Annotated in this window: 25 protein-coding genes; 6 read left to right on the top strand and 19 right to left on the bottom strand. The window is 62.0% G+C overall.

What is annotated here, in order from left to right:
- Positions 1–7: 7 nt before the first annotated feature.
- Positions 8–988 carry a quinone oxidoreductase gene (locus tag HJB91_RS14265; protein ID WP_221124390.1) on the bottom strand — a complete coding sequence of 327 codons (981 nt, stop codon included), beginning with the start codon at positions 986–988 and terminating at the stop codon, positions 8–10.
- 10 nt (positions 989–998) lie between these two features.
- On the bottom strand, positions 999–1727 hold the full coding sequence (gene pcsA, locus HJB91_RS14260) for a phosphatidylcholine synthase (protein WP_210631631.1): 729 nt from the start codon (positions 1725–1727) through the stop codon (positions 999–1001).
- 353 nt (positions 1728–2080) lie between these two features.
- Between pcsA and HJB91_RS14255 the strand changes: the two genes are divergently transcribed.
- Positions 2081–2893, top strand: a complete 813-nt coding sequence (locus HJB91_RS14255) for a ferredoxin--NADP reductase (RefSeq protein ID WP_064806129.1) — start codon at positions 2081–2083, stop codon at positions 2891–2893.
- 48 nt (positions 2894–2941) lie between these two features.
- Here the strand turns inward: HJB91_RS14255 and HJB91_RS14250 are convergent, their stop codons facing one another.
- The 7 genes from HJB91_RS14250 to HJB91_RS14220 all read right to left on the bottom strand — a co-directional run bounded on the left by HJB91_RS14250 (position 2942) and on the right by HJB91_RS14220 (position 7710).
- Positions 2942–3556 carry a GntR family transcriptional regulator gene (locus HJB91_RS14250; RefSeq protein WP_221155049.1) on the bottom strand — a complete coding sequence of 205 codons (615 nt, stop codon included), beginning with the start codon at positions 3554–3556 and terminating at the stop codon, positions 2942–2944.
- 133 nt (positions 3557–3689) lie between these two features.
- Positions 3690–4892 (bottom strand): ABC transporter permease, encoded by a 1203-nt coding sequence (locus tag HJB91_RS14245; protein ID WP_210631394.1) that lies wholly within the window; start codon positions 4890–4892, stop codon positions 3690–3692.
- Positions 4882–5598: an ABC transporter ATP-binding protein gene (locus HJB91_RS14240; RefSeq protein WP_210631395.1), complete on the bottom strand. Its 717-nt coding sequence runs from the start codon at positions 5596–5598 to the stop codon at positions 4882–4884. Before HJB91_RS14240 ends, HJB91_RS14245 begins: the two co-directional genes overlap by 11 nt.
- A 12-nt stretch (positions 5599–5610) precedes the next feature.
- A complete protein-coding gene (locus HJB91_RS14235) occupies positions 5611–6903 on the bottom strand; it encodes an efflux RND transporter periplasmic adaptor subunit (RefSeq protein WP_210631396.1) in 1293 nt (430 codons plus the stop codon).
- An 11-nt stretch (positions 6904–6914) separates the two neighbouring features.
- Positions 6915–7127 (bottom strand): hypothetical protein, encoded by a 213-nt coding sequence (locus tag HJB91_RS14230; RefSeq protein ID WP_210631397.1) that lies wholly within the window; start codon positions 7125–7127, stop codon positions 6915–6917.
- The gene (locus HJB91_RS14225) at positions 7117–7491 is read right to left on the bottom strand and encodes a GFA family protein (RefSeq protein WP_210631398.1); all 375 of its coding nucleotides are present in this window, start codon (positions 7489–7491) and stop codon (positions 7117–7119) included. The genes HJB91_RS14230 and HJB91_RS14225 overlap by 11 nt, the downstream gene beginning before the upstream one ends.
- A gap of 9 nt (positions 7492–7500) precedes the next feature.
- Entirely contained in the window at positions 7501–7710 is a 210-nt protein-coding gene (locus HJB91_RS14220; RefSeq protein ID WP_064708964.1) for a hypothetical protein, read from the bottom strand.
- Between the two features lie 376 nt (positions 7711–8086).
- On the opposite strand from HJB91_RS14220, the gene HJB91_RS31145 reads away from it, so the two are divergent.
- A complete protein-coding gene (locus HJB91_RS31145) occupies positions 8087–8269 on the top strand; it encodes a hypothetical protein (protein WP_221146595.1) in 183 nt (60 codons plus the stop codon).
- 540 nt (positions 8270–8809) lie between these two features.
- Here the strand turns inward: HJB91_RS31145 and HJB91_RS14210 are convergent.
- The 5 genes from HJB91_RS14210 to HJB91_RS14190 all read right to left on the bottom strand — a co-directional run bounded on the left by HJB91_RS14210 (position 8810) and on the right by HJB91_RS14190 (position 15847).
- The gene (locus tag HJB91_RS14210; protein ID WP_221146594.1) at positions 8810–9889 is read right to left on the bottom strand and encodes an ABC transporter ATP-binding protein; all 1080 of its coding nucleotides are present in this window, start codon (positions 9887–9889) and stop codon (positions 8810–8812) included.
- An 18-nt stretch (positions 9890–9907) separates the two neighbouring features.
- Positions 9908–10957 carry a carbohydrate ABC transporter permease gene (locus HJB91_RS14205; protein WP_221146593.1) on the bottom strand — a complete coding sequence of 350 codons (1050 nt, stop codon included), beginning with the start codon at positions 10955–10957 and terminating at the stop codon, positions 9908–9910.
- Entirely contained in the window at positions 10954–11991 is a 1038-nt protein-coding gene (locus HJB91_RS14200) for a carbohydrate ABC transporter permease (protein WP_210631403.1), read from the bottom strand. The genes HJB91_RS14205 and HJB91_RS14200 overlap by 4 nt, the downstream gene beginning before the upstream one ends.
- An 11-nt stretch (positions 11992–12002) precedes the next feature.
- Positions 12003–13262, bottom strand: a complete 1260-nt coding sequence (locus tag HJB91_RS14195; RefSeq protein ID WP_221155045.1) for an ABC transporter substrate-binding protein — start codon at positions 13260–13262, stop codon at positions 12003–12005.
- Positions 13263–13327: 65 nt separating this feature from the next.
- Entirely contained in the window at positions 13328–15847 is a 2520-nt protein-coding gene (locus tag HJB91_RS14190) for a hypothetical protein (protein WP_221155043.1), read from the bottom strand.
- A 180-nt stretch (positions 15848–16027) separates the two neighbouring features.
- On the opposite strand from HJB91_RS14190, the gene HJB91_RS14185 reads away from it, so the two are divergent.
- Together HJB91_RS14185 and HJB91_RS14180 are read left to right on the top strand one after the other, a co-directional pair.
- Positions 16028–17092: a LacI family DNA-binding transcriptional regulator gene (locus HJB91_RS14185; RefSeq protein WP_210631406.1), complete on the top strand. Its 1065-nt coding sequence runs from the start codon at positions 16028–16030 to the stop codon at positions 17090–17092.
- Between the two features lie 13 nt (positions 17093–17105).
- Positions 17106–17636: an NADPH-dependent FMN reductase gene (locus HJB91_RS14180; RefSeq protein ID WP_221155041.1), complete on the top strand. Its 531-nt coding sequence runs from the start codon at positions 17106–17108 to the stop codon at positions 17634–17636.
- A 22-nt stretch (positions 17637–17658) separates the two neighbouring features.
- Here HJB91_RS14180 and HJB91_RS14175 read toward each other — a convergent pair whose 3' ends face one another.
- The 5 genes from HJB91_RS14175 to HJB91_RS14155 are packed head-to-tail and all read right to left on the bottom strand — an operon-like array spanning position 17659 to position 22789.
- A complete protein-coding gene (locus tag HJB91_RS14175; protein ID WP_221155038.1) occupies positions 17659–18402 on the bottom strand; it encodes an ABC transporter ATP-binding protein in 744 nt (247 codons plus the stop codon).
- Positions 18399–19244, bottom strand: coding sequence for an ABC transporter ATP-binding protein (locus HJB91_RS14170; RefSeq protein WP_221146588.1), 846 nt, complete (start codon positions 19242–19244; stop codon positions 18399–18401). Before HJB91_RS14170 ends, HJB91_RS14175 begins: the two co-directional genes overlap by 4 nt.
- A 1-nt stretch (position 19245) precedes the next feature.
- Positions 19246–20148, bottom strand: coding sequence for an ABC transporter permease (locus HJB91_RS14165; protein ID WP_221155037.1), 903 nt, complete (start codon positions 20146–20148; stop codon positions 19246–19248).
- Positions 20145–21173 (bottom strand): ABC transporter permease, encoded by a 1029-nt coding sequence (locus HJB91_RS14160; protein ID WP_221146586.1) that lies wholly within the window; start codon positions 21171–21173, stop codon positions 20145–20147. The genes HJB91_RS14165 and HJB91_RS14160 overlap by 4 nt, the downstream gene beginning before the upstream one ends.
- 20 nt (positions 21174–21193) lie before the next feature.
- Positions 21194–22789, bottom strand: coding sequence for an ABC transporter substrate-binding protein (locus tag HJB91_RS14155; protein ID WP_221155035.1), 1596 nt, complete (start codon positions 22787–22789; stop codon positions 21194–21196).
- 132 nt (positions 22790–22921) lie between these two features.
- Between HJB91_RS14155 and HJB91_RS14150 the strand changes: the two genes are divergently transcribed.
- Entirely contained in the window at positions 22922–23632 is a 711-nt protein-coding gene (locus tag HJB91_RS14150) for a FadR/GntR family transcriptional regulator (protein ID WP_210631413.1), read from the top strand.
- A 64-nt stretch (positions 23633–23696) separates the two neighbouring features.
- The gene (locus tag HJB91_RS14145) at positions 23697–24671 is read left to right on the top strand and encodes a mannonate dehydratase (RefSeq protein WP_221146584.1); all 975 of its coding nucleotides are present in this window, start codon (positions 23697–23699) and stop codon (positions 24669–24671) included.
- Positions 24672–24686: the final 15 nt, after the last annotated feature.

The following is a 24686-nucleotide window of genomic DNA, read 5'->3' as shown; positions in this document are numbered from 1 at the left end:
TCGGATCTCATGGAATCAGCAGCGTCGTTCCTGTTGTTTTTCTTGCTTCCAGATCCGCGTGAGCTCGCCCAACCTCACGCAGCGGATAGGTTTGGTTGACATTGATACGCACTTTGTTGCTTTGCACAACATCAAATAGCGCCTTTGCACTGTCGTCCAATTCCCCCCGCGTGGCGATATAGGTGAAGAGCGTCGGGCGAGTCGCAAAGAGCGATCCCCTCTGAGCCAGCATGGCGAGGGTGAAATTCTCGATCGGCCCGGAAGACTGTCCGAAGGAGGCAAAAAGGCCGCGCGGCTTCAGGCAATCGAGCGACTGTGGAAAAGTATCGCGGCCGATCGAATCATAGACGACATCGACGCCCTTGCCGCCCGTTATATCGCGGACGCGCCCGACGAAATCCTCGCTCTTGTAGTTGATCACATGGTCGTAGCCGTGGGCCAGCGCCAGCTTGATCTTGTCCTCCGAGCCCGCCGTGCCGATAACCGTGGCACCGAGCGCCTTCGCCCACTGGCCGGCGATCAGGCCGACGCCGCCGGCGGCGGCATGGAACAGCAGAACCGTCTGATGGCCCACCTTGAACGTGCGGTTCAGGAGATATTCGGCGGTCATGCCCTTCAGCATCATCGCCGCCGCCATTTCCAGCTCGATGCCGTCCGGCACATGCACCAGATGGCGCGCCTCGATATTGCGCTCGACGCTATAGGCGCCGTCAGCGCTGGCATAGGCGACACGATCGCCAAGCTTGAAATCGGCAACATCAGGTCCGACCGCCGTCACGATTCCGGCGCCCTCCTTGCCGGTGACAAATGGAAGGTGCGGCACCTTATAGGAACCGTTGCGAAAGTAGACATCGATGAAGTTGAGGCCGATCGCCGCCTGCCGGATCTGCACCTCGCCTGTCACGGGTGGCGGAAGATCGATTTCGACGTAGTCGAAAACATCAGGTCCGCCCGTCTGCGAGAATGAAATCGCATGCGTCTTCGTCATATTGCCTGTCCTAAGCTTCGCGTCCAAGGGAGGGGAAGAATTGCAGCACCGCGCCGATGACGTAAAGATAGAGCCCGGTCACGATAAAGAGAATGAGCGCCCATTCCGGCATCTCGAAATGCATCAGCAGCGAATAGACGCCGAGCGCCGACCACAGGAAAAAGACGCCGAGATTGAGCGGGCGCAACCTTTTGACGCGGACGGGATGGAGGAAATTGATCGGCAGGAAGGTCAGCACCACCGAAATCGTCACGACGACTAGCGCCGTCGTGGCGCTCGCATCGATGACGAACAGCGTGAAGACGATCATGTTCCAGACGACGGGAAAGCCGGAGAAGAAATACTCCTCGGTCTTCATGCCCATATCGGCATAATAGATGGCGCTAGAGACGACGATCATGCCGGCTGCGACGAAGGACCAGGGCTCGCCGATCATGCCGCTCTGATAGAGGGCGAAGGCCGGCAGCAGCACATAGGTGACGTAATCGATGATATTGTCGAGCGTATCGCCGGACCAGTTCGGCAGCACTTCTTTGACCCGCACCTTGCGGGCAATCGGCCCGTCAATGCCGTCGACCAGAAGCGCCAGACCCAGCCACCAGAACATGTCGATGAAGCGATGCTCGGCCGCGGCGACGACGCCGAGAAAGGCAAGGAACGAGCCGGACGCCGTCAGGATATGGACGGAAAAGGCGCGCATCTCGGCGTAAGGAACACGCTTGTAGTTGAAGATCTTCATAGTCCCCCGACCGCTTGTCGCGCTCGCCCCGGCAAGCGTGTATTTTTTCGCCATCATCACCGGACCCTGCTCCTGAATCGGGCTGGGTTCGACGCCGTAGGTCTTTGTTGTCGCACCGCTTTTGCCGAAAATCAGCATTCGGCTGCGGTCCGCCGCTCTAATATGCATCCTTTGCCCGGCTTCGCCAGCGGGAAATATGACATTCGCCGCTCGCCATTGAATCCTGACCATGACATGCATATTTCCCTTCTGAAGCGTCGCGTGGAATGGAATGCCTTTAATTCCGGCCGGATTTGTAATATCTCGCTCCCAATCCGACAGTTCATCCGACGAATACGGGATCCGCTACCGAAATGAACGCGCCTGCAAAGACCGAAGACTTCGCCTCGTCCATCCCCGCCGGCGTCTATGCCGAGACGGTGCTGAGCGTGACGCATTACACCGACCGGCTCTTCCGCTTCACGATGACCCGGCCGCAGGGCTTCCGTTTCCGTTCCGGCGAATTCGCGATGATCGGGCTGATGGTCGAGGGCAAGCCGGTCTTCCGTGCCTATTCGATCGCCAGCCCAGCATGGGCCGAGGAGCTTGAATTCTTCTCGATCAAGGTGCCGGACGGTCCCCTCACCTCTCATCTGCAGGCGATCAAGCCCGGCGATCAGGTGCTGATGCGCAAGAAGCCGACGGGCACGCTGGTGCTCGACGCGCTGACCCCTGGCCGCCGTCTCTACATGTTCTCGACCGGAACCGGTGTTGCGCCGTTCGCCAGCCTGATCCGCGACCCCGAGACCTATGAAAAGTTCGAGGAAGTCATCCTCACTCACACGACGCGCGACGTCGCCGAGCTGAAATATGGCTTCGATCTCGTGCACGAGATCCAGAATGACGAACTGCTGAAGGAAGTGGTCGGCGACAAGCTGCGCCATTACGCGACCGTCACGCGCGAGGATTTCGAATATCGTGGCCGCATCACCGACCTGATCTCGTCGGGCAAGCTGTTTACCGATCTCGGCGTTCCGCCGCTCGATCCGGCAATCGACCGCGGCATGATCTGCGGCTCCTCGGCCATGCTGAAGGATACCAAGGAACTGCTCGAAAAGGCTGGCCTCAATGAAGGCGCCAACAGCAAGCCCGCCGAATTCGTCATCGAACGCGCTTTCGTCGGCTGACACTCTTTCAACGATCAAATGCAAGCGGCTCCGGAAACGGGGCCGTTTTTATTTGCGGGCGAGATAGTCGATCAGCACCGCCATCGCCCCACGCGCCTCATCCGGCCTGCCCTGCCGAATGGCGCGGATGACGGCGACATGCAGCGCGATGGCGCGGTCCATGCGCTCGGGGCTTGCTGTGGAATACCAGAGGCGGCGCGCATGCGCCTGCACCGGACCGAGTGCGGCCATGATGAAGCCGTTCGGGCACGCGTTCTCGAGAATTTCGTCAAAGGCCTTGTCGGCGGCGAAGAAGCCGGTGAGATCGCCGGTCACGACGCATTTCTCCATCGCGTCGGCGCAATCGCTGAGGCGCTCACGATGTTCGTCCGTGGCATGCTCGGCAACCAGGCTTGCCGCAATCGGCTCCAGCTCGCGGCGGACCTGCATGACATTGCCATGATCCTCCGGTGCGATCTCGGCAACCTGCAGCCCAACCCGCGGCTTCACCAGGATCAGCCCCTGCCAGGCGAGCTTCTGAATCGCCTCGCGCACCGGCGTGCGCCCGCGGCCCGCCATATCGATCAGCTGCTTTTCGGTGACAAGTGCGCCAGGCTTCAGCGCCAGCGTAACGATCAGGTGCTCGAGTGCTAGATAGGCAAGGTGGCTTTGTGACGTCTGCACTGCCGATAATCCCGTAGCCGGCCTGATATATCACATTCTGCCACGGTAAAAAGTCGAAGACAAGGCGACGCAGACATCCAAGGAGTGAAACCCAAATTCGCAGGTCCGCACGACCGAACCGCGCGTCCGCCCTTCACTCGTGTCGCAACGCCTCGATCGGATTGAGCTGCGCTGCCCGTCTCGCCGGAAAATAGCCGAAGATCATACCGATTGCCGCGGAGAAGAGGAAGGCGACGGCGACCATCATCGGACTGAAGACGAAGGGGACTTTCAGGAGGGTGACCGCCACCAGGCCGAGGCTCAGGCCGAGCACGATGCCGGTGATGCCGCCGAAGAGCGACAGCGCCACCGCCTCGACCAGGAACTGGGTGAGCACCTGGTTTTCGAGCGCGCCGATCGCCAGGCGGATACCGATTTCGCGGGTTCGCTCGGTGACGGAGACGAGCATGATGTTCATGATGCCGATGCCACCGACGAGCAGGCTGATCGCGGCGACGGCGCCGAGCAGGCCGGTCAAGAGTGTCGTCGTGCCGGTCATCGCCTCGGCGATCTGCGTCATGTCGTTGACGTTGAAATCGTCCTGGCGGCCGGGAATGATCTTGCGGCGCTCACGCAGCAGATTTTCGACATCGGCCTGCACCTTGGCTGTCGAGACACCATCGCGCGCCGAAATGATGATCTGCGGCACGTTGCTGTTGCCGCTGATGCGCCGCTGGAACACCTTGACCGGCATGATGACCACGTCGTCCTGGTCGGTGCCCATGCCGGACTGGCCGCGCCTGGCCAGCACCCCGATGACCGGGCAGGAAACCTTGCCGACGCGGATCTGCTGGCCGAGCGGATCGGCGGCTCCGAAGAGTTGCGAGCGCACTGTCTCACCGATGATGCAGCGGGACTGACCGCGCTCCTCGGCGGGGGTGAAATTGCGGCCAAGCGCCAGGTTCCAGTCCTGCGCGACGAAATAATCGTTGGTGGTGCCGGAGACGCTGGTCGAATGGTTCTGGCCGCCAAAAATCACCGTTGCCGTTGACTGGTTGAGCGGCGCCACCGCCCTCAAGCCGCCGATCTGGTCGCGGATGGCGGCGACATCCTTGAGGCTGAAGCGTTTGGCCTCGGAACTCACCCGGCCGGGGCCGAACTGCCCGGGACGAACGAACAGCATGTTGGTGCCGAGCCGCGACAGTTCGGTCGAGACCTGCGCGGTCGTACCGTTGCCGATCGTCACCAGCGCGATGACGGCGGCAACGCCGATGACGACGCCGAGCACAGTGAGGAAGGAGCGCAGCATGTTGCGGTTGATGGCACGCAACGCCAGCTTCAACGTCTCAAAGAACATGATCCGTCCTCCTGGCCTGCTCGACCTCGCTCTCCAGCTGGCCGTCGACGAAGCGCAGCAGCCGCCCGGCATAGGCGGCGATATCGGACTCGTGCGTGACCATGACGATGGTGATGCCGTGCTCGCGGTTCAGCCGCGTCATCAGTTCCATGATCTCGAAGCTGGTCTTCGTGTCGAGATTGCCGGTCGGCTCGTCGGCGAGGAGCAGCGCCGGCTCGGTAACGATGGCGCGGGCGATGGCGACGCGCTGCTGTTGACCGCCTGAGAGCTCCTGCGTCTTGTGATGCTCGCGGCCCGACAGGCCGACCAGCGCCAGCGCCTCGCGCGCCTTTTCGCGCCGTTCACGCACTGCCATGCCGCGATAGATCAGCGGCAGCTCAACATTCTCTGCGGCTGAGGTGCGCGACAAGAGGTTGAAGCCCTGGAAAACGAAGCCGAGCATGTGGCGGCGCAATAGCGTCAGCTGGCTGCGGTCGAAGCCGCTGGTCGGGATGCCCTGGAAGATGTAGTCGCCCGATGTCGGCACATCGAGGCAGCCGAGAATGTTCATCGCCGTCGACTTTCCGGAGCCTGACGGCCCCATGATCGCGACGAATTCATGGGCATCGATCGCAAGATCGACATGGTCGAGAGCGCGGATCGCCGCCTCGCCCTCGCCGTAGATCTTCGAGACCTTCCTGAATTCGATGAGCGGCGGGCTTGCCATCCGTCTCTCCGCCTAATTCGTCCGCACCGTGGCGTCAGTCACCAATGCGTCATTTTCCTTGAGTTCGCCGGAGACCACCTGAGTGAACTGGCCGTCGGACGAACCGACCTGGATGACGACGGGCGTGGCGCGGCCGTTGCGCAGCACCCAGACGCGGCGCTGCGCTCCCGTCAGCACCTCACCGGAATTACCGCCGCGCCGGCGTGGCGGCCCGAAGATCCCGAGAATGCCGCGGCCGCGCCGTTCCGCCTGCGGGGGGGCATAACGCAGCGCCGCGTTCGGCGCCATCAGCGTATCCTTGACGGCCTCGACGGTGATATCGGCGGTCGCCGTCATACCGGGGCGCAGCAGCAGGTCGGCGTTGTCGACCGAGAGCACCGCCTTGTAGGTCACCACGTTGTTGACCACTTCGGAGGCGAAGCGGATCTGCTCGATCTCGGCCGGGAAGGACCGGTCGGGATAGGCATCGACGGTAAATATCGCCTTTTGGCCGACGGCGATCTTGCCGACATCGGCCTCGTCGACATCGACCTGCAGCTCCATCTTCTTCAGATCGCCGGCGATGGTGAAGAGAATGGGCGCCGAAAGCGAGGCGGCAACCGTGGCGCCCGGATTGACGGACCGGGTGAGGATCACGCCGTCGATCGGCGAGACGATCTTTGCCTTGGCGAGATTGACCTCGGCAAGCTGCAGGTCGGCCTCCGAGGCCAGCACCTCGGCTTCGTTGATCTGTTTGGCGGCCACGGCGGAATCATATTTGTAAGTGGCATCGTCGAGGCTCTGCTGGGTGGAGACGTTGCTCCTGACCAGGCTCTTCAACCGCTCGAGCGAGGTGCTCGCCGATTCGAGATCGGCATTGGCCTTGGCGACGTTTGCCTTGGCCGAATTGACCTTGGCGCGCGAGCTCTTCACATCCGCCTCGAGCTTGTTGGTGTCGAGCAGCGCCAGCACGTCGCCCGCCTTGATCATGCTGTTATAATCCACGTTGACGTCGCGTACGGTGCCCGAAAGCTCGCTCGATATGTCCACCTGCTCGGTCGGCTGCACCGAACCGGTGGCGGTGACAAGCACCGTCAGGTCGCCGCGTTTTGCCGGCTGCGTGGTGTAGCTCACCTCACTTTGCCCTCGGCCGATGTAGAAGTAAGCGGCCGCCGCGGCGGCAGCGAGGAGGATCAGCACAACGAGCAGGCGGGCGCGCCAGCGGCTCCGCCTGTTCTGCCGTCCCGAAGCGGCAAGCACCGCGGCGAGATCGGGCGTCGCGCCGGCCTTTGCTCCGGTTTCGTCGCCGCTTACGATCTTGTTCATGTCATCCTCGATCAGTCAGTGGCCGCATCGGCCTGCAATGAAATAATCACACCGCAGATGAACCGGGAATTAGCGTTGCCGCCGAACTGGCACGGAATTGCGGACAGGTGAAATGAAATATTGGTAAGAAAACTCAAGTTTCCGCCCAGCGGCGCCTCTCGCGCAAAAATCTGCAGCGCTTTCGCGCTCCCGACAGGCAGCAATTGCCGACCGTCAATCGGCATCCTCGGCATATTGCCCGGCACCCGGCAGCGGATGCAGCCACGCTTCGCGCCGCTTGATCCAGACTTCATGGTCCGGCTCAAGATCCGTCGGCGGGCTATCGAGCGAGCCGAGGCGGATTTCCACCGCCGCCTCCTGAAGGCAGAAAAGCCTGCTGCCGCAGGTGGGACAGAAGCTGCGGCCAGCGAAAGTGGCAATCTCGCCGCTTTGGGAGAAAGCCGAGCGAGACCAGAGCGCGAAGAAGACGAAGGCGGAACCACTCGATTTGCGGCAATCAGCACAGTGGCAGAGGCCGACGCGAAGCGGCTCGCCTTCCACCCGGTAGGCGACCGCTCCGCAAAGGCAGCTTCCCGTCCTGATCCTCATGGACGGCCGTCAGGAGTCGAGCTTGGTGGGGAGCCGCGGCGGACGGCGCTTGGCAGCCATCAACAGGTCGAGCTCGGTGGCGGAGGGGCCAAATTTGTCATAGAGGCGCTTGGCCTCCTTGTCGTCCAACCGGTATTTTCTGGCAAATTCGCTCATGCTGTAGGGGCGGCCACGCAACACTCTTCGCGCCGGGGTCGCCGTTTTCGGTGCGTCGGTCATGGTTTTCTCCTTTCCTCAGCTCCCCTGTAAGTTAGAGCGGACCATTTATTTGAAAAGAGTCGAGCGGCCTCAACAGAGCCGTGAACCGGAACGGATGCGGCTGATTTCCTGGAACCTTTTTGTCGAGGGACGGTTGTCGAAGCGAGGCTGCGGGCCGCGCCAAGCGGACGCGGCGGCGCTGGAGAACACCGGGATTTTTCCGCTTTCTCCCGATGGCCAACGAAATGGCAGGCGAGCTCCCGACCCGCCCGGTCCGCTTCCTCATCCTCATTTTCCGGCGAGATCACGAAATATTAAAATGCGGAACGCATGCGCCGGAGCGAGGTTGTGAACTCGAGGTCGACGTGGCCTCAGTTCAAAACCAAGGAGAAACCAAATGGCAAACCAAGGTGGAACGCATGAACAGCACGTCAAGGCTGGGCAGCAGAGTCACAAGAACGACTCCAATTCCCGCAGCGCCTCTTCAGGCGGCCGTGACGCGCAGTCCAGCGGATCCCGCGGCGGCAGCCATGAGCAGCATGTAAAGGCTGGTCAACAAAGCCACAAGAACAGCCACTAAGGCTGTGATGACATTAAACTTGGCCCGCGCCCTCCATTCCGGCGCGGGCTTTTTTGTGACCTTGAAGCTGGTCGGCATTTAGATAGCATCATAGACTATAACGCGACTCGAACACGAATATGAAGAAACTCAATCTCGGAATGCCTCAGAGAGGCCTGCTCTTTCAATCGTATTTTGTGGGCATGACTTTGGCCCATGTCCCTATGTTTTTTGGAAACATCGGACTGATAACATTATTTTTAAAATTTGTTTTTTCCATACCAGTCATGGCCGGGATATATTTCTTATATATTTTAAAATATAAACAAGTACATTCACGTCCATTTTTCTGGTCAGCGCTAACATTTGTTTTTTCTTTGGTTTTATCTTTATTATATTGGCCAGATTGATCTTCGTCTTTTGTCTGTTTTTTTCATTTTTGCCGTGCCGTCATCGCTAATTGCCTGCGCTTACTTCGCTCTGAGACTTTGGCTCTCTTGCGGACGGCAGAGCGAAGCTGCGATTTGACGAATGGCGCCCTTGTGGACGGACGCTGAAGCATCAAGACAGACGCCGGCCGTCCTCGCCGAAAAGGTGCAGAACCTCGGGGTCGAGATGGAGCGGCAGGCTGTCGCCCGATTTCATCTTCTGCTGGCCGGCAAAGACGGCGATCAGCTTCTTGCCGGCGGCTTCGGTATGGACGACGGTTTCAGAACCCAGCTCCTCGACAAGGGTGATCCGCGAGTCCAGCCTGCCTGCGGCGGCTGCATCCGCAAGTGTGATGTGCTGTGGCCGGATGCCGATGCTGACCCTCTCGCCCGCCGGGCGCGCCTCCCTGGCGACGACGGAAAGGCGATGGCCGCCCACGGTTTCGACTTGCGCGAAACCGCCGTCATGGCCGACGATCGAGGCTTCCAGAAAATTCATGTGCGGCGCGCCGATGAAGCCGGCGACGAAGCGGTTTGCCGGCTTGTTGTAGAGTTCAAGCGGCGTCCCCACTTGTTCGATCCTGCCGCCTCTCAGCACGACGATCCGGTTTGCGAGCGTCATCGCCTCGACCTGATCATGGGTAACGTAGATCATCGTCGCCTTGAGGCGGGCGTGCAGAGCGGCGAGTTCGGCGCGCATGCTCACCCGAAGTTCGGCATCGAGATTGGAGAGCGGTTCATCGAGCAGGAAGGCATCCGGCCGGCGCACGATGGCGCGGCCGATCGCGACGCGCTGACGCTGGCCGCCGGAGAGCTGGCCGGGGCGGCGCTGCAGAAACGGCTCGATCTCCAGCATGCGCGCGGCGTCAGCGATGCGTGCTTCGATCTCGGCCTTGGCCACCTTGGTGTTCTCCAAGCCGAAGGCAAGGTTTTCCCGCACGCTCATATGCGGATAAAGGGCATAGGACTGGAAGACCATGGCAAGGCCGCGGTCGGCCGCACCGATCGCGGTGACGTCCTTGCCGTCGATGGCGATGCTACCGCCCGTCGGCTTGTCGAGACCGGCGATCAGGCGCAGCAACGTCGATTTTCCACACCCGGACGGGCCGACGAAAGCGACGAACTCGCCGTCGTTGACCTCAAGCGAGACATCGCGGATCACCTCGACGACGCCGAAATTCTTGACGATGTTCCTGAGCTCGAGTCCGCTCATGCGCTCTCCTGTTTCCTATTATTTCAGCCCCGAGCCGGCGATACCCGTCGTGATGAAGCGCTGCAGGAAAACGAAGATCAGCACGACGGGGATCATCGAGACGACGGTCATGGCGAGGATATAGTGCCACTGCACATTGAGCTCGCCGGCATAGACGTTGAGGCCGACCTGCAGCGTGTAGAGTTCCTTGCGCGACAGCACGATCAGCGGCCAGAGGAAATCGTTCCAGCGCCAGACCACCGAGAAGATCGCCAGTACCGCCAGCGCCGGTGCCGACAGCGGCAGGATGATGCGCCAGTAGATCTGCCATTCGCTGGCCTTGTCCATGCGCGCGGCGTCGATCAGCTCGTCGGGGATCGTCAGCATGTACTGGCGCAACAGGAAGACGCCCGTCGGCGTGGCGACGGTCGGCAGGATGACGCCCCAGAGGCTGTCGAAGAGGTTCAAGCTGCCGATGACCGAATAGAGCGGCACGACGATCACCGAGAGCGGCACCATCAGCGTTGCCAGGATCATCAGCATGACGGCGGTGCGGCCGGGGAACTGGTATTTCGACAGCGCGAAGGCGGCCATCGAATTGACCAACAGGGTGATGGCCGTCGCCACCACCGTCACGAAGACCGAGTTGCGCAGGAACAGGAAGAAGTCGAAGCGCTGGAAAGGCTCGGTGTAGTTGTTGGTCGCGAATTCGACCTCACGCACCGGCGTGCGGTCCTTGATGTTGACCTTGACGATTTCATCAGGCTGTTTCGGATCGACCATCTGGCCCATGATGCCAATGCGGCGCACTTCGGCGAGCACACGGGTGCTGCCATCCGGCATCGTCACGTTATAGAGCGGCAACGGCTTGTCGTATCCCGGCACCACGGCCTGCTCGGTGACATAAGGCAGGACGGACGGCGGGAACTCGGCGAGCGCCGCCGGCGTCTTGAAGGAGGAGAAGACCAGCCAGATGGCCGGGCCGAACATCAGGATGACGCCTGAGATCAGCCAGATCCAGGTGACGACATCCGTCCAGTGCCAGCCGCGGCCACGGCGACGTAGCAGGAAGGCGCCGACAGCGCTCATTGGCGTTTCCCCTTCTTCTCGTTGCGGCTGCTTGCGGCAAGCTGGATCAGCGTCAGGATGACGAGCACGATGCCCATCAGGATCGAGGCGGCCGATGCGAGCCCCGGATTGCGCAGCGAACTGGCAAAGCCGGTCTCGTAAATAAACTGGGTGATGTACATGGTGCTGGTGCCGGGCCCGCCGCCGGTGAGCACGAAAACCTCGTCGAAGATCTGCACGGCGCGGATCAGCGCCAGGACCAGGACGACGATGAGGTTCGGCATCAAGAGCGGCAGGGTGATGCGCCGGAAAATTCGGGTGGGGCTCGCCTTGTCCATCGCCGCCGCCTCATAGAGATCCCTCGGAATCGCCTGCAGGCCGGCGAGCAGGATCAGCGCATAAAAGCCCATGTGCGCCCACACCGAGACGAAAACGGCGAAGAAGAACGCCCAGAAACGATCGCTGAGCCAGGAGAAGGGCTCGAAGCCGAAGGGGCTCAGCGCATAGTTCAGCAGGCCCTGGCGCTGCAGGATCCACTTCCAGATCAGGCCGACGACGACGGGCGACAGCAGCACCGGGAAGAAGAAGACGGCGCGCCAGAAGCCACGATTGGAAAGCTCGCGGTTGAGAATCAACGCCGTTGCGAGTGCCGCGACCAGCATGGCCGAAACCTGAAAGACGACGAAGACCGCGGTGTTGCGCACCGCGGCCCAGAAGGTGTCGGCCGCACAGGTCGAGGGGTCGAGATAGGAGCGGCAATCGAAGAGGATGCGGTACTGCTCGGCGCCGACATAGGTCCTGTTTGGCAGGAAGATGGCGCCGCCGCTCGTCGTCGAATAAATGAAGTTGATGACCAGCGGCAGGAGGACGAAGATGGAAAAGATCAGCATGTTGGGCGCCAGGAAGACACCGGCCATGCCGTTCACCCCCGTCAGCTTCTGCCAGGCGCGCATCGGGATATCGACGATCCCCATGGCGAGCCTGACAGGCGCAAGGAGCGCCTGCTGCAGACCGGCTTTCGCCGCAGGTTCGGAAGAAACCGTCTTCTCCGCCATTCGTTCGTCCGTCAGTTGCCGCCGACCTTGGCCTTGATGTCCTCGTCGATGCGGGCGTAGGCGTCGTCGAGCTTCATCTCGCCGGCGATCACCTGGCTGATGCGCGCAACGATGGCGCTGTAATAGGCGTCAGACCACTTCCAGCCCGGCAATTTCATCGCAGCAGGGGCCGTCTGGCCGGCCGATTCAACGAAAGCTTTCAGCGCCGCCTTCACATGCGGATTATCGGTCTTGAAGTCCACCTGGCCGGCGGCCACGCCCTTGTGCGCCGGAATGAACAGGCTGCGCTCGGCAAATTCCTTCTGCACGTCGGCGCTTGCCAGGTAGTCCATCACCTTGGCGACGTCCTTCGGGTTCTTGGTGTATTTTACGGCGACGAGACCGGCGCCGCCCTGCATGCCGCTGCAGGCCACCGTGCCGCAGGGGCTTCCGGCCATGATCCAGTCGAAACTGTCGCCGATCTTCTGCGCGAAGCCCGAAACCTGCCAGCTGCCGGAATAATAATAGGCGAGACCGCCATTGATGAAGTCCTCGGCCGCAGCGCGATAGGTGCTTCCGGCAGCACTGACCCAGACGTCCTTGTTGACGGTGCCGTCCTCGTTCCATTTGACGAAGCGGCTGAGGAATTCCTTGGCGCCCTGATCGATGGGCGCCGGCTTGCCGTCGGCGGCGATATAGTTGGCGCCATAGGAGATATTCGGGCCTGAGACGCGGTGGCCGGAACGGTCGATCGCCATGGCGAAGACCTTCTGGCTGTCGGCGACCTTTTTGGCCGCCGCCGCCCAGTCGTCCCAGGTGGCTTTCGGGCCGGGAATTTCGACGCCGGCCTGCTCGAACAGCGTCTTGTTGACGAAGCCGCCCGTGAGCGTCAGCTGGGTCATGAAGCCGGTGATGGCGTTCGAGCCGTCAGGACGCATCCAATCGGCCTGAGCGCCGAAATTCTCGTCCCAATATTTCGCATCGGCGAGGAGCGGGCGAAGGTCGAGCCAGTGCTGCGCCTGCGCCTTCAGATTGGTGACGCGGGCGATGTCAGGTCCCTTCCCGGCTTCCAGCTGCACCGGCAGCTGTTCCTTGACGACGTCGTAGGAGACTTCGTCGAGGATGACGTTGACATCAGGATTGGCCTTGGAGAAACGCGCCAGCAGATCCTTGATCACCTCGCCTTCGCCGCCATCCGAATACCACATGATGCGCACGTCGCCGGCTTGGGCGGCAACGGAACTCAAGAGAACCGCAGCAAAAGCTGCGGCGATCGATTTCATTCTGGTCATAGTCTCCTCCTCTTGACCGCTGAATTCCTGCGCCGGCCGGGTCCTCCACCGGCCGGACATCTCGTCTACGAGGCAGCGCGCCGCCGCTGCCTGCCCGCTATCTCCAGATGTACCGCTTCTCCCCGCACCGACCAGTCCGAGGGTCTCAGAATACGGCCTTCGGCGCGCACGGTACCGTCCTCTTCGAAGACGACCTGACCATATTCCGGATCGACGATGATCAGCGCACCCTCATTGTTGCGACGGGCTGTAAGCGTGGCGAAGCGCGCCCGCATCCCTTCGAGGCCGTCTTCGCGCCCGAGATCGGAGAGACGGACAATCCAGCGCCCCGTGCGGCCGGCCAGGCGCAACTCGACATCCGTCGTCGGCCCGTGTTTCACCGGTTCGAGCAGGCCGTTGCCGATCAGCATCGCAAGCCCATTGCCGGAGCGGGCGAGCGCCAGCTTGCCGTCGACCAGCTTCTCGTCGAAGGCCTCGAGCGGGAACCAGGCATGGGTGAAATCCGGCTGGCCCTCGTGGATGTCGAAATCGAGAATGGCGAGGTCACGATATTGATGCACGCGCGGCAGCGTTCCGCAGCCGCCCCAGAAGCTCGGCCGACCGTAGCCGAACTGGATGGTTTCGCCGGGATGGTTGATCCAGATCTGCGCTTCCGGCCGCTCGCCCAAACGCAAATGCAGAACCGTCTCCTGATAACCCCAGGCGCCGGGGCGGTAGTGGGCGATGGTGCCGATCGCGGTGTCGCGTGTCTTATAATGGTAGAGGGCGGCAAAACGGTTCTCGCCCTGAGAAAAGGTCCATTCCTGCGCGTCGTCGGAGTGGTGCGCGGCGATTTCAGCAAGCGCTTCCGGGAAACGGAGGCCATGATCGCGGATGCAGACGGCAAGCTGCGGCAGCGCGTGGACGCGACGGCCGTACCAGCCGCGCCCCCAGAGCAGCCGAGCAATGGCCGACAGCTCGACCGAGCGCCCCGGCCGCAGTGTATGTTCATAAGAGCGGCCCTGGCTGCCGGTCAGCATGCCATGATGGGCCGAGCGGGCGACGATCTCCATCAGCCGGACGATGCTGGCATTGGCGCGAGCACGGATCGTCTCATCCGGCGCGCAGGCGGCAAGCGCCGTCAGCCCCTTGAGGTCGATCGGGAAATAGGGAACGGAATTCCACTCAGCCATCTCCCAGCGCTCGAAATGATCGAGCCAGGCGCGAACCCGCTCGTCGCCGACCTTCATCTGCTCGGCGCCGGTACGGCCGGAACGGACGAAGACGGCATCAGGGAACAGCCTGCCGCCGAGATAGGCGGCGGTGTGGAAGAGCAGCGCGTGGTTTTCCGAAAAATACCACTGAACGTCGTTGCCGGGCTCGTCCATCCAATAGCGGTAATTGAGAACGGCGTGCTCGATCCGCTGCTGCAGCCCTTCCGACAAGAGGTCGCTCCAGCGGGTATAGGCAAACAGCAGCGGCACCAGCACGAAGTCCGCGCAATCGTGACAATCCTCGATCACCGGCAACATCGCCGATATCATCGCCTCGGTCTCTTCGCCGCCCTGCCCCAAGGCCAGCCGCGCGAAGGCGCAGACCGTATCGGGCTCGGAATGGGCGGCGACCTCGGCAAGCGCCTCGGCGACGCGATCGTCTAGCGCGGCGGGCGCCTGCCCCTGGCGCTGGACGTGACAGATTTCGACGCCGAGCGTGCGGCCGAGCGATAGGCCGCCCGTTTTAAACGTGATCCGGAAATGGCGGAAATCAGCGGGCATATCAGCCGAGGGGCCGAGTTCCAGCTGGGTCGCGCCTTTTTCCAGCGCGAAATCATAGTCGAAGCGCTCGACCGACATGAAGTCGCCTTCGATCTCGACATGACAGCTCAACGCCACCGGCAGCGGCGCGGGAAACAGGATCGTCACGTCCTCGCCGAGATAGGCGGCGCGGTCGAAGCGCATGCCTTCGAGGATTGCCTCCAGCCCGTCCGCGTCACCGGCGGCGATGGGAACAGGCACCGATGTTTCGACCTCCGGTCCATCGAGATAATCCAGCTGGAAATAGAAGCGGGCGTCGCGCTCGGCGAGATCGTCGAAATAGATGCGGATCTCGTTGAGCCCCGCCGTCAACTCCACTTCGAAGGTCTGCTGGGCTTCCAGATTGCGCACGTAAGGCGCCATGAAGCCCCGCTCGGCCCCATTGACGAAGAGGACGGCGCCGCCGCAGGTCGACAGGCGCAGCGTGGCTGGTCCCGCCGACTGCGCATCGAGGAAGGTGCGCGCCCAGCAGCCGATGCGCGTCGGGCGAAACCAGAAGCCGGAGAGATCGACGCGCGGCGATGAAAAGGGAAGCCACCAGCGGACGGCCTCGAATTCGGTCGCCGGCTGCGGTCTTCGGCCGGAAAAGGATGCCTTGAATTCGGTGCGGCAGGGATATTCATGCGGAATGAAATTCTTCGTCTTGGTGACGAAGAAAAACGGATCCATGCTCCCTTCCATCGGCCGGTCGGCGACATCGTAGCGTGCCTGCGCGAGGGGGCCGAGTTGCCAGTAGACGATCGGGCTCTGTTTCCCGGTCTTGCGGCGGAGATAGGATTCTTCGGCGGCCATGCTTCAGCCCGCTTGAGCTTTAACACGCCGAGCAAAACGCCGACGCGTGGACTTGCCGTCAAACCGCATCTTCAAAGCCTCCCTGCTCTGCGCCTGTCGCTGACACGTCAATTGTGCATAGCCATTCCGTTTGCGCAATCTGAAAGATTTTTGCATACTTCGTTCGAGCGAGGAGATGAGATGGCTGCGGAGCAGAAAAAGGGCAGGCGCACACGCCTGGACGACATCGCCGCCCGGTGCGGCGTGTCGATCAGCACGGTGTCGCGCGCGCTCGCCGGCGAAAAGGGCGTCAGGCCCGAGATCCGCAAGCTGGTGCTGGAAACGGCGAGCGCTGTCAGCTACGCGCTGCCGGCGAGTGTCGCCGGCAAGAAGGTCATGCTCGTCGCATCCGGCGCGGCAATGATCGACTATGTCCGCAACCAGTTCACGCTCCACGTGCTCGAAGGATTGAACGCGCGCGCGTCCGCCCTCGGCATCGAAATGGCAATGCGCCCGGTCACCGACAAGGCTGATGAAACCCGCGTCATCGCCGAGATGCGCAATGATGCAAGTTTCGGCGGCATGCTGATCCTGACAGTCGACGAGGAGGACATGCTGACGGCGGCCGCCAATCTCGGAAAGCCCGTCGTGCTCGTCAACAGCGACGACCCTTACATGCGGCTTTCGAGCGTGACGCCCTGCAACCGATCGGCCGCGTTCATTGCCGCCGAGCGGTTGATCGAGGCCGGCCATCAACGCATCCTGTTCATGCTGCGGCCGGGACGGCGGACCATCGAGCGGCGCCTGGAGGGCTGGCGCGACGCGCTGCAGCATCATGGACTGACGGCCGATGCCGACCTGGTGCTCGAGGTCGAGGACTGGTTGCCGGAACTCGGCGCCGAGGCGATCACCCGTCTCGTCGGCGACAAGGGCCTTTGCTTCACCGCCGTTCTGACGGCGGGCGACAGTCTCGCCAACGGCGCCGTGCGCGGGCTGCAGGCGATGGGTTATGCCGTGCCGCAGGATGTCTCCGTCATGGGCATAGACGACCTGCCGCAATCGGCCTTTCTCAATCCGCCATTGTCGACGGTGCACATCCCGATGCGCGAACTCGGCGCCACCGCGCTCGACCTCTTGCGCGACATGATGCTTGGCCTCGCCTTGCCGTGCCGCCGTGTCGAGCTTGCCTGCCATGTCGTCGAAAGAAGCAGCGTCGCAGCCGTCCACCATCCGGCTGCCGCGGATCACATCAAGCCAATCGCGTGAGGTTATGCCGGTCATGAAATTCCTGGCAATATCCGGAAGCGCCCGCAGAGCCTCGACCAATACCGCCGTGCTATATGCCCTCCAGTCGGCTGCCGGGCCGGCGCATACGCTCTCGGTCTATGATCGTGTTGGCCAGCTCCCGGTCTTCTCGCCCGATCTCGAACTTCCCGAGCCTCCTTCCGAAGTGGCGGCTCTTGCAAAGGCGATCACGGATGCGGATGGACTGATCCTGGCGAGCCCCGAATATATCAGGTCAATCCCCGGCGGGCTGAAGAACGCCATCGACTGGCTCGTCTCCCGTAACGAAGTGATCGGCAAACCGATCGTGCTTGCGCACGCGTCGCATCGCGGCGACGACATGCTGCAGCAGCTTCGCACCGTTCTCGCCACGCTGAGCGAGCGCTTCAACGAGCATCTCTTCCTTCGCTTCCATCTGATGAAGCTTTCCCCGGAAGAAATTGCCGAGCATCTTTCCGCGCCTCGGCATCAGCAGGAGATGCGCCGTTTCCTCGAGGCTTTCGCCCGCTATTGCAGCCCAGCGTGAGTCTCGGCGGCGCAACGACCCGTCAAGCCTCCAAGAAGCTCGCCTCGAACAGCTCCTGCGCATAGGCATCATGCGTCGTGCCGGCCTGCAGGTCCGCCTTTGTGAGTTCGTCGACGAAGCCGCCGTGTTTCATGATCAGCACCCGGTCGCACATATGGGCGATGACCGCGAGGTCGTGACTGACGAGCAGATAGGTCAGTCCCTTCTCCTCGCGCTGGTCGGCAAGCAGGTTGAGGATTTCGGCTTGGATCGAGACGTCGAGCGCCGATGTCGGCTCATCGAGCAGCAGGATCGGCGGCGACAGGATCAGCGCCCGGGCGATCGCCACGCGCTGCCGCTGGCCGCCGGAAAGTTCGTGCGGGAAACGGTTGGCGAAGCTTGCCGGCAGGCCCACCTGGATCAAAGCCCTTTCGACCTTCGACCAGATGTCGGAATGGCGCATGGCGCGCAGCGGTTCGGCAAGCGCGGTGCCGATGCGATGGCGCGGATGCAGGGAGCCGTAAGGATCCTGAAACACCATCTGGGCTGAGGTCAGTTCCTCGTGGGAGCGCTTCTTGCGGATCGGCTTGCCGCGAAGCTCAATCTGACCGGTCCAACCAGCCTCCATGCCGGCGAGGCAGCGCAGCACCGTCGATTTGCCGCAGCCGGATTCGCCGACGATACCGAGCGTCTCGCCCTGATTGACTTGAAAACTGATGCCCCTGACGACATGGTTGCTTGATTTGCCCGAGGTGAAGACAACATCGAGGTCACGGACTTTGATCATTGCGCCGCCTCCGGATCGAATTTCGCCCGGTCGAGAACGGCAAGCCGGCGAACCGGATTTTTCGGATCGGGCAGCGCTGCTATTAGCCCGCGCGTATAGGGATGACGGGCCTCTGCAAGGCTGGTCAGCGTTTCGACGATCCGTCCGGCATACATGACGATGATACGCTCGCAGAAGGCCGCGACCATGCGAATGTCGTGGCTGATCAACAGCAGGCCCGAATTGTTCTCGCGCACCAGCTCGTCGAGCAGCAGCAGCACGTCCTTGCGAACGCTGACATCGAGCGCCGAGGTCGGCTCGTCGGCGATCACAAGCTTCGGCCGCGCCAGCAGCATCATGGCGATCATCACCCGCTGGCCCATGCCGCCCGAGATCTGGTGGGGATAAAGCGCCATGACCCGCTCGGGATCGGTGATGCGCACCCGCTCGAGCATGGCGCGAGCCGCATCCTGCGCTGGCTTGCCGCGCAGGCCGAGATGAAGGCGGGCGGCCTCGGCGATCTGCTTGCCGATCGACAGCACCGGATTCAAGGAATAGCGCGGATCCTGCATGATCAGCGCGATGTCCTTGCCGCGCAGCGCGCCCATCTGGCGCTCGGTCTTTGCAAGCAGCGAGCTGCCGGCAAGATCCATGCGCCCGGCGGAGACGATGGCGGCCGGCGGCAGAAGACGCATGACGGCACGACCGGTGGTCGACTTGCCGGAACCGGATTCGCCCACGATTCCCACACGTTCGCGCCCGACGTCGAAACTGACATTGGAGACGGCGGGCACGGCGCCGCGCCCGAAACGGACGCTCATCTCCTTGACCGAAAGAACGGGCTGCTGATCACGATCTTGCATGTCACGACCTTGCATGGCGGGGGTCCAGAATGTCGCGCAGAGCATCTCCGGCGATGTTGAAGGCAAGGCTCGTCAGCAGGATGGCGATACCGGGCATGACGGCGACCCACCAATAATCGAGCATGAATTTGCGGCCGTTGGAAATCATCGCGCCCCATTCCGGTGCCGGCGGCTGGGCGCCGAGGCCGAGGAAGCCGAGCGAGGCCGCCGTCAGGATGATGCCCGCCATGTTGAGCGTCAGGCGCACGATGACCGACGGAATACACATCGGCGCGATATAGAGAAGCAGGATGCGGAGGGGCGAAGCGCCGTAAAGGCGGGCGGCGACCACGTAGTCGGCATTTCTGACGACAAGCGCCTCGGCGCGGGCAAGCCTTGCAATCGGCGGCCATGCGGTGAGCGAGATGGCGATGATGGCCGTGCCCAGGCCGGCGCCCAGGGCGGCAGCAAAGGCAAGCGCCAGAATCAGCGATGGAAAGGACAACACGATATCGGTGGCGCGCATCAGGAAAGCATCGGTATTGCCGCCGAAGAAGCCGGCGACGACGCCGATCAGCAGCCCGATCGGGCCGACGATCAGGGAGACCGACAACACGGTCTGGATGGTGATGCGCGTGCCGAAGATCAGGCGACTCAAAATGTCCCGGCCAAATTCGTCCGTGCCGGCGAGATGGGCAACGCTCGGAGGCTGCAAAGCATCGCCAAGCGACTGAATAGTGGGATCGTAGGGGGCCAGAAGCGGCGCGAAAATCGCAACTACGCAAAGGAGCCCGAGAATGACGAAGCCGGCAAGGCCGAGCGGCTCGTCGGCCAGCTTGCGGCCGGCGCGCCCGAACGAGGCGGCAACGCGGCTTGGGATGCTCGGCGGACGGATGCGGATCTCGCTGTGGACGGCGCCACTCATCGGGCTGCCTCCCGCATGCGCGGATCGAGCAAGGCGTAGGCAACATCGGCCAGGAAGTTCAGGAACATGAAGATGAATCCCACGATGATGGTGGCTGCGACGATTGCGTTCATGTCGCCGATCATCAGCGCGTTCGTCATATATTGGCCGATCCCCGGCCAGGAGAAAACGATCTCGGTGACGACTGCGCCTTCGAGCAGCCCGCCATAGGAAATGGCAAGGATGGTGATGAGCTGCACCGCGATATTCGGCAGGACATGGCGCAGGATCGTGCCGATCGGGCTGACACCCTTGGCGCGGGCGGCGATGACATAATCCTGGCTCAACTGCTCGAGCGTGAAACTGCGGGTCATGCGGGTGATGTAGGCCATCGCGGCATAGGCGAGGATGATGGCCGGAAGGATGATATGGCCGAGCGCATTCCAGAAGATTTCCGTCTCGCCCTGCAGGAGGCTGTCGACCAGCAGCAGGCCGGTCTGCGGGGTGACGAGGCCTTCGTAAAACACATCGATCCTGCCGGGCCCGCCGACCCAGTTCAGGCCGGCATAAAAGATGACGAGGCCGACGATGCCGAACCAGAACACCGGGATCGAATGACCGACGAGGGAGACGACGCGGGCGACCTTGTCGATCGGGCTGTCGCGAAACAGTGCCGCGACCAGGCCGAGCGGAACACCGACAAAGGTCGAAATGATCACCGCCAGCGTCGCAAGTTCGAATGTCGCCGGAAAGGCCTGAGCGAGGTCCGAAGAGACGGGATTGCCGGTGAGCACGGCCGTGCCGAAATCACCATGCGCCAACCCGTTCAGATAGAGGAAGAACTGCTGATAGATCGGCAGATCGAGCCCCAGACGCGTCCGCATCGCCGCATAGGCGGCGGGATCGGCGAGTTCGCCGACGATCGCGCCGACGGGATCCGTGGGCAGGACGCGGCCGATCACGAAGGTCACACATAAGAGGATGAACAGGCTGACGAGCAGATGCGCCAGGCGTCGGCCAAATTCGGCTACAGAGAGTTCCTTCATGATCGGCTGCCTCGGGAGTATTACTGGGCTTCAGACTTCGTGACGTTCTCGAGACGCGTCAGCTGGGTCGGATGCCCTACATATCCCTGCACCTTGCTCGACAGGACGATCGGCTCGAAGCGTTCGAACATCGGCAGCACCGCCGGCTTCTGTTCGACGAACATCTTCTGCATCTCGACATAGAGCTCGCCGCGCTTCTTGGCGTCCGGCTCCACCGACGCCTTGGCCGTCAGAGCCGTCAGCTCCGGGATGTCCCAGGCCGAGCGCCAGACGAAGTTGCCGGCGTTGTTGGCTTCCTTCGAATTGTCGGGATTGGAGGAGAACTGCTCCATCGAGCCGAGCACGTTCGGCATGTAGGCGCTGGTCTGCGGGATCAGCAGATCGAAATCCCTGGCGCGGTGGGCGGCAATGATTTCCGAGCCGTTGCCCTGCTGGATGTCGATCTTGATGCCGACCTGGGCAAGCGACGCCTGGATAGCCGTGGCAAGATCGATGCGCGGCGTCTGCGCGATCGTCTTCAGCGTCAGCGAGAATCCGTCCTTGAACCCTGCTTCGGCCAACAGCTGCTTGGACTTTTCGACATCGAGATGCCAGTCGGGGTTCGGGATCGCAGACTCAAAATTCTCCGGAACCGGAACGTTTCTCGCCCGCCCGTAGGGCCCCATGATGGTCTTTTCAATGCCCTTATAATCGATGCCGTAGGCAATGGCCTCGCGAACCTTCGGGTTGGACAGGTACTGGTTGCCGGCATTCATCGACAGCACGTAGAAGCCGCCCGTGGGAATGCGCTGGATGGTAAAGCCCTGCTTGTCCTTGAAGGTGGCGAGATCGGCTGCGGTCATGGCGCTGGCGATATCGATGTCGCCGCGTTCGAGCATCAGCCGCTCGACCTGGCTTTCAGGCACATGGCGGACGATGACGCGCTTCATCTTCGGAGCGCCGGTGACATAATCCTTGTTGGCGTCGAGAATCACGAGTTCGTTCGGCGACCACCGGTTCAGAGTGAACGGGCCGGAGCCGGCCGAATGCGTGCGCATCCAGGCATTGCCGTAATCATTGTCAGCGACATGTTTCTCGACTTCGACGCTGTCAACGACGCTGGTGGTCGAGGTCGTCAGCCGGTAAAGCAGCATTTCGGCGGTCACCTGGCGGGAAAAATCAATGCGCACCGTCTTATCGTCGACTGCCGTGACGAGCTTGTCGACATTGGTCTTGTCGTAGCCGACGCGCTTGAGGTTGGCGGCGGCAGCCTGGTCGAGCTTCAGGAGCCGTGCCAGCGAATAGACGACGTCCTTCGCCGTCACCGGATTGCCGGAGGCGAAGTTGGCCTGGCGCAGCGTGAAGGTGATGCCCTTGTCATCGACCTTCCAGCTTTCGGCCAGCTGCGGCACGATCTTGCCATCCGGCGTGCTGTTGACCAGCCGGTCGTAGAGATTCGACATGATCTCGACCGCCTTGCCCTCGGTCGCCTGATGCGGATCGAGCGACAGGACCTGCGCCAGCGATGTCCCGAGCACAAGCTGGTCCTTTGGGGTGGCGGCGTACGAGAGCGGCGCAGCGATCGTCAGCGCGCCGATGACGGCGCCGACGAACAGGCCTTTCGAAAAATGCTTCATTGTAACTCCTCCCTGGATTACTATAGGAGACATATTATGTCGTCCGTATGTCGTATTATGATTTATCGAAGTCCGATTTGATTTGCAAGACCCGTGCGGAAGACGTGAGGCACAGAAACTGGGGAAACGAGAATGACGACACTTGGCCGTGGTCGGCAAAGACTGGCGCAGCAGGTCATCGATCAACTGCGAGCACAAATCGAGACGGGGAAATTGCGCGTTGGCGACCAGCTGCCGACCGAGCCGCAGCTCGAATCGACCTTCGGCGTCAGCCGCACCGTGGTGCGCGAGGCGATTGCGGATTTGAGGGCTGCAGGTTTCGTTAGGCCGATCCAAGGCAAAGGCGTGTTCGTTGCGGATCCGAAGGTTCATTCGGTCATGTCGCTGACGCCGGTGGAAATCAAAAGCATCCCGGAAACCTTGGAATTGCTGGAGTTTCGCATGGCCACCGAGGGTGAAGCGGCAGCGATTGCCGCCTATCGCCGCACGGCCGAGCAGGAAGCGGCGATCCGGGAGGCCAACCGCCGAATGGCGCAACTGATCGAAAGCGGACAGCAGACCGTCGAGGCGGATTATGCCTTTCACATGGCGATCGCCGCCGCCACCAACAACCGGTTCTATGTCGATGTTCTCCGTCATTTCGGCCCGCGCGCCATCCCCCGTGGGCAGTTTCCGACGCTGCCGGACGCCAATGACCGCGAGTATCTGCAGAAGGTCTATGCCGAGCATGTGGACATCCTGTCGGCGATCGCCGATCAGGATCCCGACCGTGCCCGCCAGGCGATGCGCGCGCATCTGATGGCGAGCCAACGCCGTTATCGGATGCTCGCCGAACAGCAATAGGGCTCGACACCCTCAGGAATTCATATTATGTCATATGACATTGTTGAATCTGGAGAGGTCTCTGATGTATCTTGGAACACAGGTGGCGGCGCGCGACGATGACGATTATCGGATCTTCGCGCAATTGGGAGTGAAGCATATCAGCGCCGATCCGCCGGGAGCGCCGAGCAGCTGGACGCTTGCCGATATCGAGCGTCATCGCGACAAGGTCGAAAGCTTCGGCCTGATCCTCGACATGATCCAGCTGCCCCTGCCCTCGCAGCCGATCGAGAAGGCTTCCTATCCCGACATCCTGCTTGCCGGGCCTGAGCGTGTCCGGCAGATCGATGCGGTCTGCCAGATGATCGAGAATGTCGCGGCCGCCGGCATTCCGGCCGTCAAATATAATCTCAACCTGATCGGCATTCCCCGCACGCCCGACGAACCGGGACGCGGCGGCTCGATGAATGCGAGCTTCCGCTGGGAGAAGACCGATCAGCAGGCAGCCCCCGGTCTTGCCGGCGTGCTCTCCGAGGATGAAAACTGGGAACGGATCGATTACTTCCTCGAGCGGGTCGTGCCAGTCGCCGAAAGCAATCGCGTCAGGCTCGCCTGCCATCCGCACGACCCTTACACGCCGCCCGGCTATCGCGGCGTCACGCGCGTGCTCGGCACGGTGGAAGGGCTGAAGAAATTCGTGCAGATGCGCGAAAACCCCTATCACGGCCTCAATTTCTGCCAGGGCTCGGTCGGCGAGATGCTCGAAAATCCGCGCGAAGAGATCGACGACATCATTCGCTGGTTCGGCGAGCGCAACAAGATCTTCAACGTCCACTTCCGCAATATTCGCGGCGGCAAGCTCTCCTTCATGGAGACCTTCCCGGACGAGGGCGACATGGACATGGTCCGCTCGGCCAGGATCTACAAGGAGGTCGGATACAAGTACATGCTGATGCCCGACCATGTGCCGACCGTCAGCGGCAAGGACCCGTCCGCCACCGCATTTGCCTTTTGTTACGGCTACATCGCGGCACTTCTGCAAGTGCTCGAGAGCGCCTGACACGATTCTCAACAC

This window comes from Rhizobium sp. NLR10b, assembly GCF_019685435.1.
Taxonomy (GTDB): Bacteria; Pseudomonadota; Alphaproteobacteria; order Rhizobiales; family Rhizobiaceae; genus Rhizobium.
Note: the sequence above shows the minus strand (reverse complement) of the source record. Positions and strands in the feature narration are given on the sequence as shown.

Excerpts from the sequence above, each read along its gene's own strand:
- HJB91_RS14265 (WP_221124390.1), bottom strand. The coding sequence starts at position 988 with ATGACGAAGACGCATGCGATTTCATTCTCGCAGACGGGCGGACCTGAT.
- pcsA (WP_210631631.1), bottom strand. The coding sequence starts at position 1,727 with ATGAAGATCTTCAACTACAAGCGTGTTCCTTACGCCGAGATGCGCGCC.
- HJB91_RS14255 (WP_064806129.1), top strand. The coding sequence starts at position 2,081 with ATGAACGCGCCTGCAAAGACCGAAGACTTCGCCTCGTCCATCCCCGCC.
- HJB91_RS14245 (WP_210631394.1), bottom strand. The coding sequence starts at position 4,892 with ATGTTCTTTGAGACGTTGAAGCTGGCGTTGCGTGCCATCAACCGCAAC.
- HJB91_RS14240 (WP_210631395.1), bottom strand. The coding sequence starts at position 5,598 with ATGGCAAGCCCGCCGCTCATCGAATTCAGGAAGGTCTCGAAGATCTAC.
- HJB91_RS14235 (WP_210631396.1), bottom strand. The coding sequence starts at position 6,903 with ATGAACAAGATCGTAAGCGGCGACGAAACCGGAGCAAAGGCCGGCGCG.
- HJB91_RS14230 (WP_210631397.1), bottom strand. The coding sequence starts at position 7,127 with ATGCCGATTGACGGTCGGCAATTGCTGCCTGTCGGGAGCGCGAAAGCG.
- HJB91_RS14225 (WP_210631398.1), bottom strand. The coding sequence starts at position 7,491 with ATGAGGATCAGGACGGGAAGCTGCCTTTGCGGAGCGGTCGCCTACCGG.
- HJB91_RS14220 (WP_064708964.1), bottom strand. The coding sequence starts at position 7,710 with ATGACCGACGCACCGAAAACGGCGACCCCGGCGCGAAGAGTGTTGCGT.
- HJB91_RS31145 (WP_221146595.1), top strand. The coding sequence starts at position 8,087 with ATGGCAAACCAAGGTGGAACGCATGAACAGCACGTCAAGGCTGGGCAG.
- HJB91_RS14210 (WP_221146594.1), bottom strand. The coding sequence starts at position 9,889 with ATGAGCGGACTCGAGCTCAGGAACATCGTCAAGAATTTCGGCGTCGTC.
- HJB91_RS14205 (WP_221146593.1), bottom strand. The coding sequence starts at position 10,957 with ATGAGCGCTGTCGGCGCCTTCCTGCTACGTCGCCGTGGCCGCGGCTGG.
- HJB91_RS14200 (WP_210631403.1), bottom strand. The coding sequence starts at position 11,991 with ATGGCGGAGAAGACGGTTTCTTCCGAACCTGCGGCGAAAGCCGGTCTG.
- HJB91_RS14195 (WP_221155045.1), bottom strand. The coding sequence starts at position 13,262 with ATGACCAGAATGAAATCGATCGCCGCAGCTTTTGCTGCGGTTCTCTTG.
- HJB91_RS14190 (WP_221155043.1), bottom strand. The coding sequence starts at position 15,847 with ATGGCCGCCGAAGAATCCTATCTCCGCCGCAAGACCGGGAAACAGAGC.
- HJB91_RS14185 (WP_210631406.1), top strand. The coding sequence starts at position 16,028 with ATGGCTGCGGAGCAGAAAAAGGGCAGGCGCACACGCCTGGACGACATC.
- HJB91_RS14180 (WP_221155041.1), top strand. The coding sequence starts at position 17,106 with ATGAAATTCCTGGCAATATCCGGAAGCGCCCGCAGAGCCTCGACCAAT.
- HJB91_RS14175 (WP_221155038.1), bottom strand. The coding sequence starts at position 18,402 with ATGATCAAAGTCCGTGACCTCGATGTTGTCTTCACCTCGGGCAAATCA.
- HJB91_RS14170 (WP_221146588.1), bottom strand. The coding sequence starts at position 19,244 with ATGCAAGATCGTGATCAGCAGCCCGTTCTTTCGGTCAAGGAGATGAGC.
- HJB91_RS14165 (WP_221155037.1), bottom strand. The coding sequence starts at position 20,148 with ATGAGTGGCGCCGTCCACAGCGAGATCCGCATCCGTCCGCCGAGCATC.
- HJB91_RS14160 (WP_221146586.1), bottom strand. The coding sequence starts at position 21,173 with ATGAAGGAACTCTCTGTAGCCGAATTTGGCCGACGCCTGGCGCATCTG.
- HJB91_RS14155 (WP_221155035.1), bottom strand. The coding sequence starts at position 22,789 with ATGAAGCATTTTTCGAAAGGCCTGTTCGTCGGCGCCGTCATCGGCGCG.
- HJB91_RS14150 (WP_210631413.1), top strand. The coding sequence starts at position 22,922 with ATGACGACACTTGGCCGTGGTCGGCAAAGACTGGCGCAGCAGGTCATC.
- HJB91_RS14145 (WP_221146584.1), top strand. The coding sequence starts at position 23,697 with ATGTATCTTGGAACACAGGTGGCGGCGCGCGACGATGACGATTATCGG.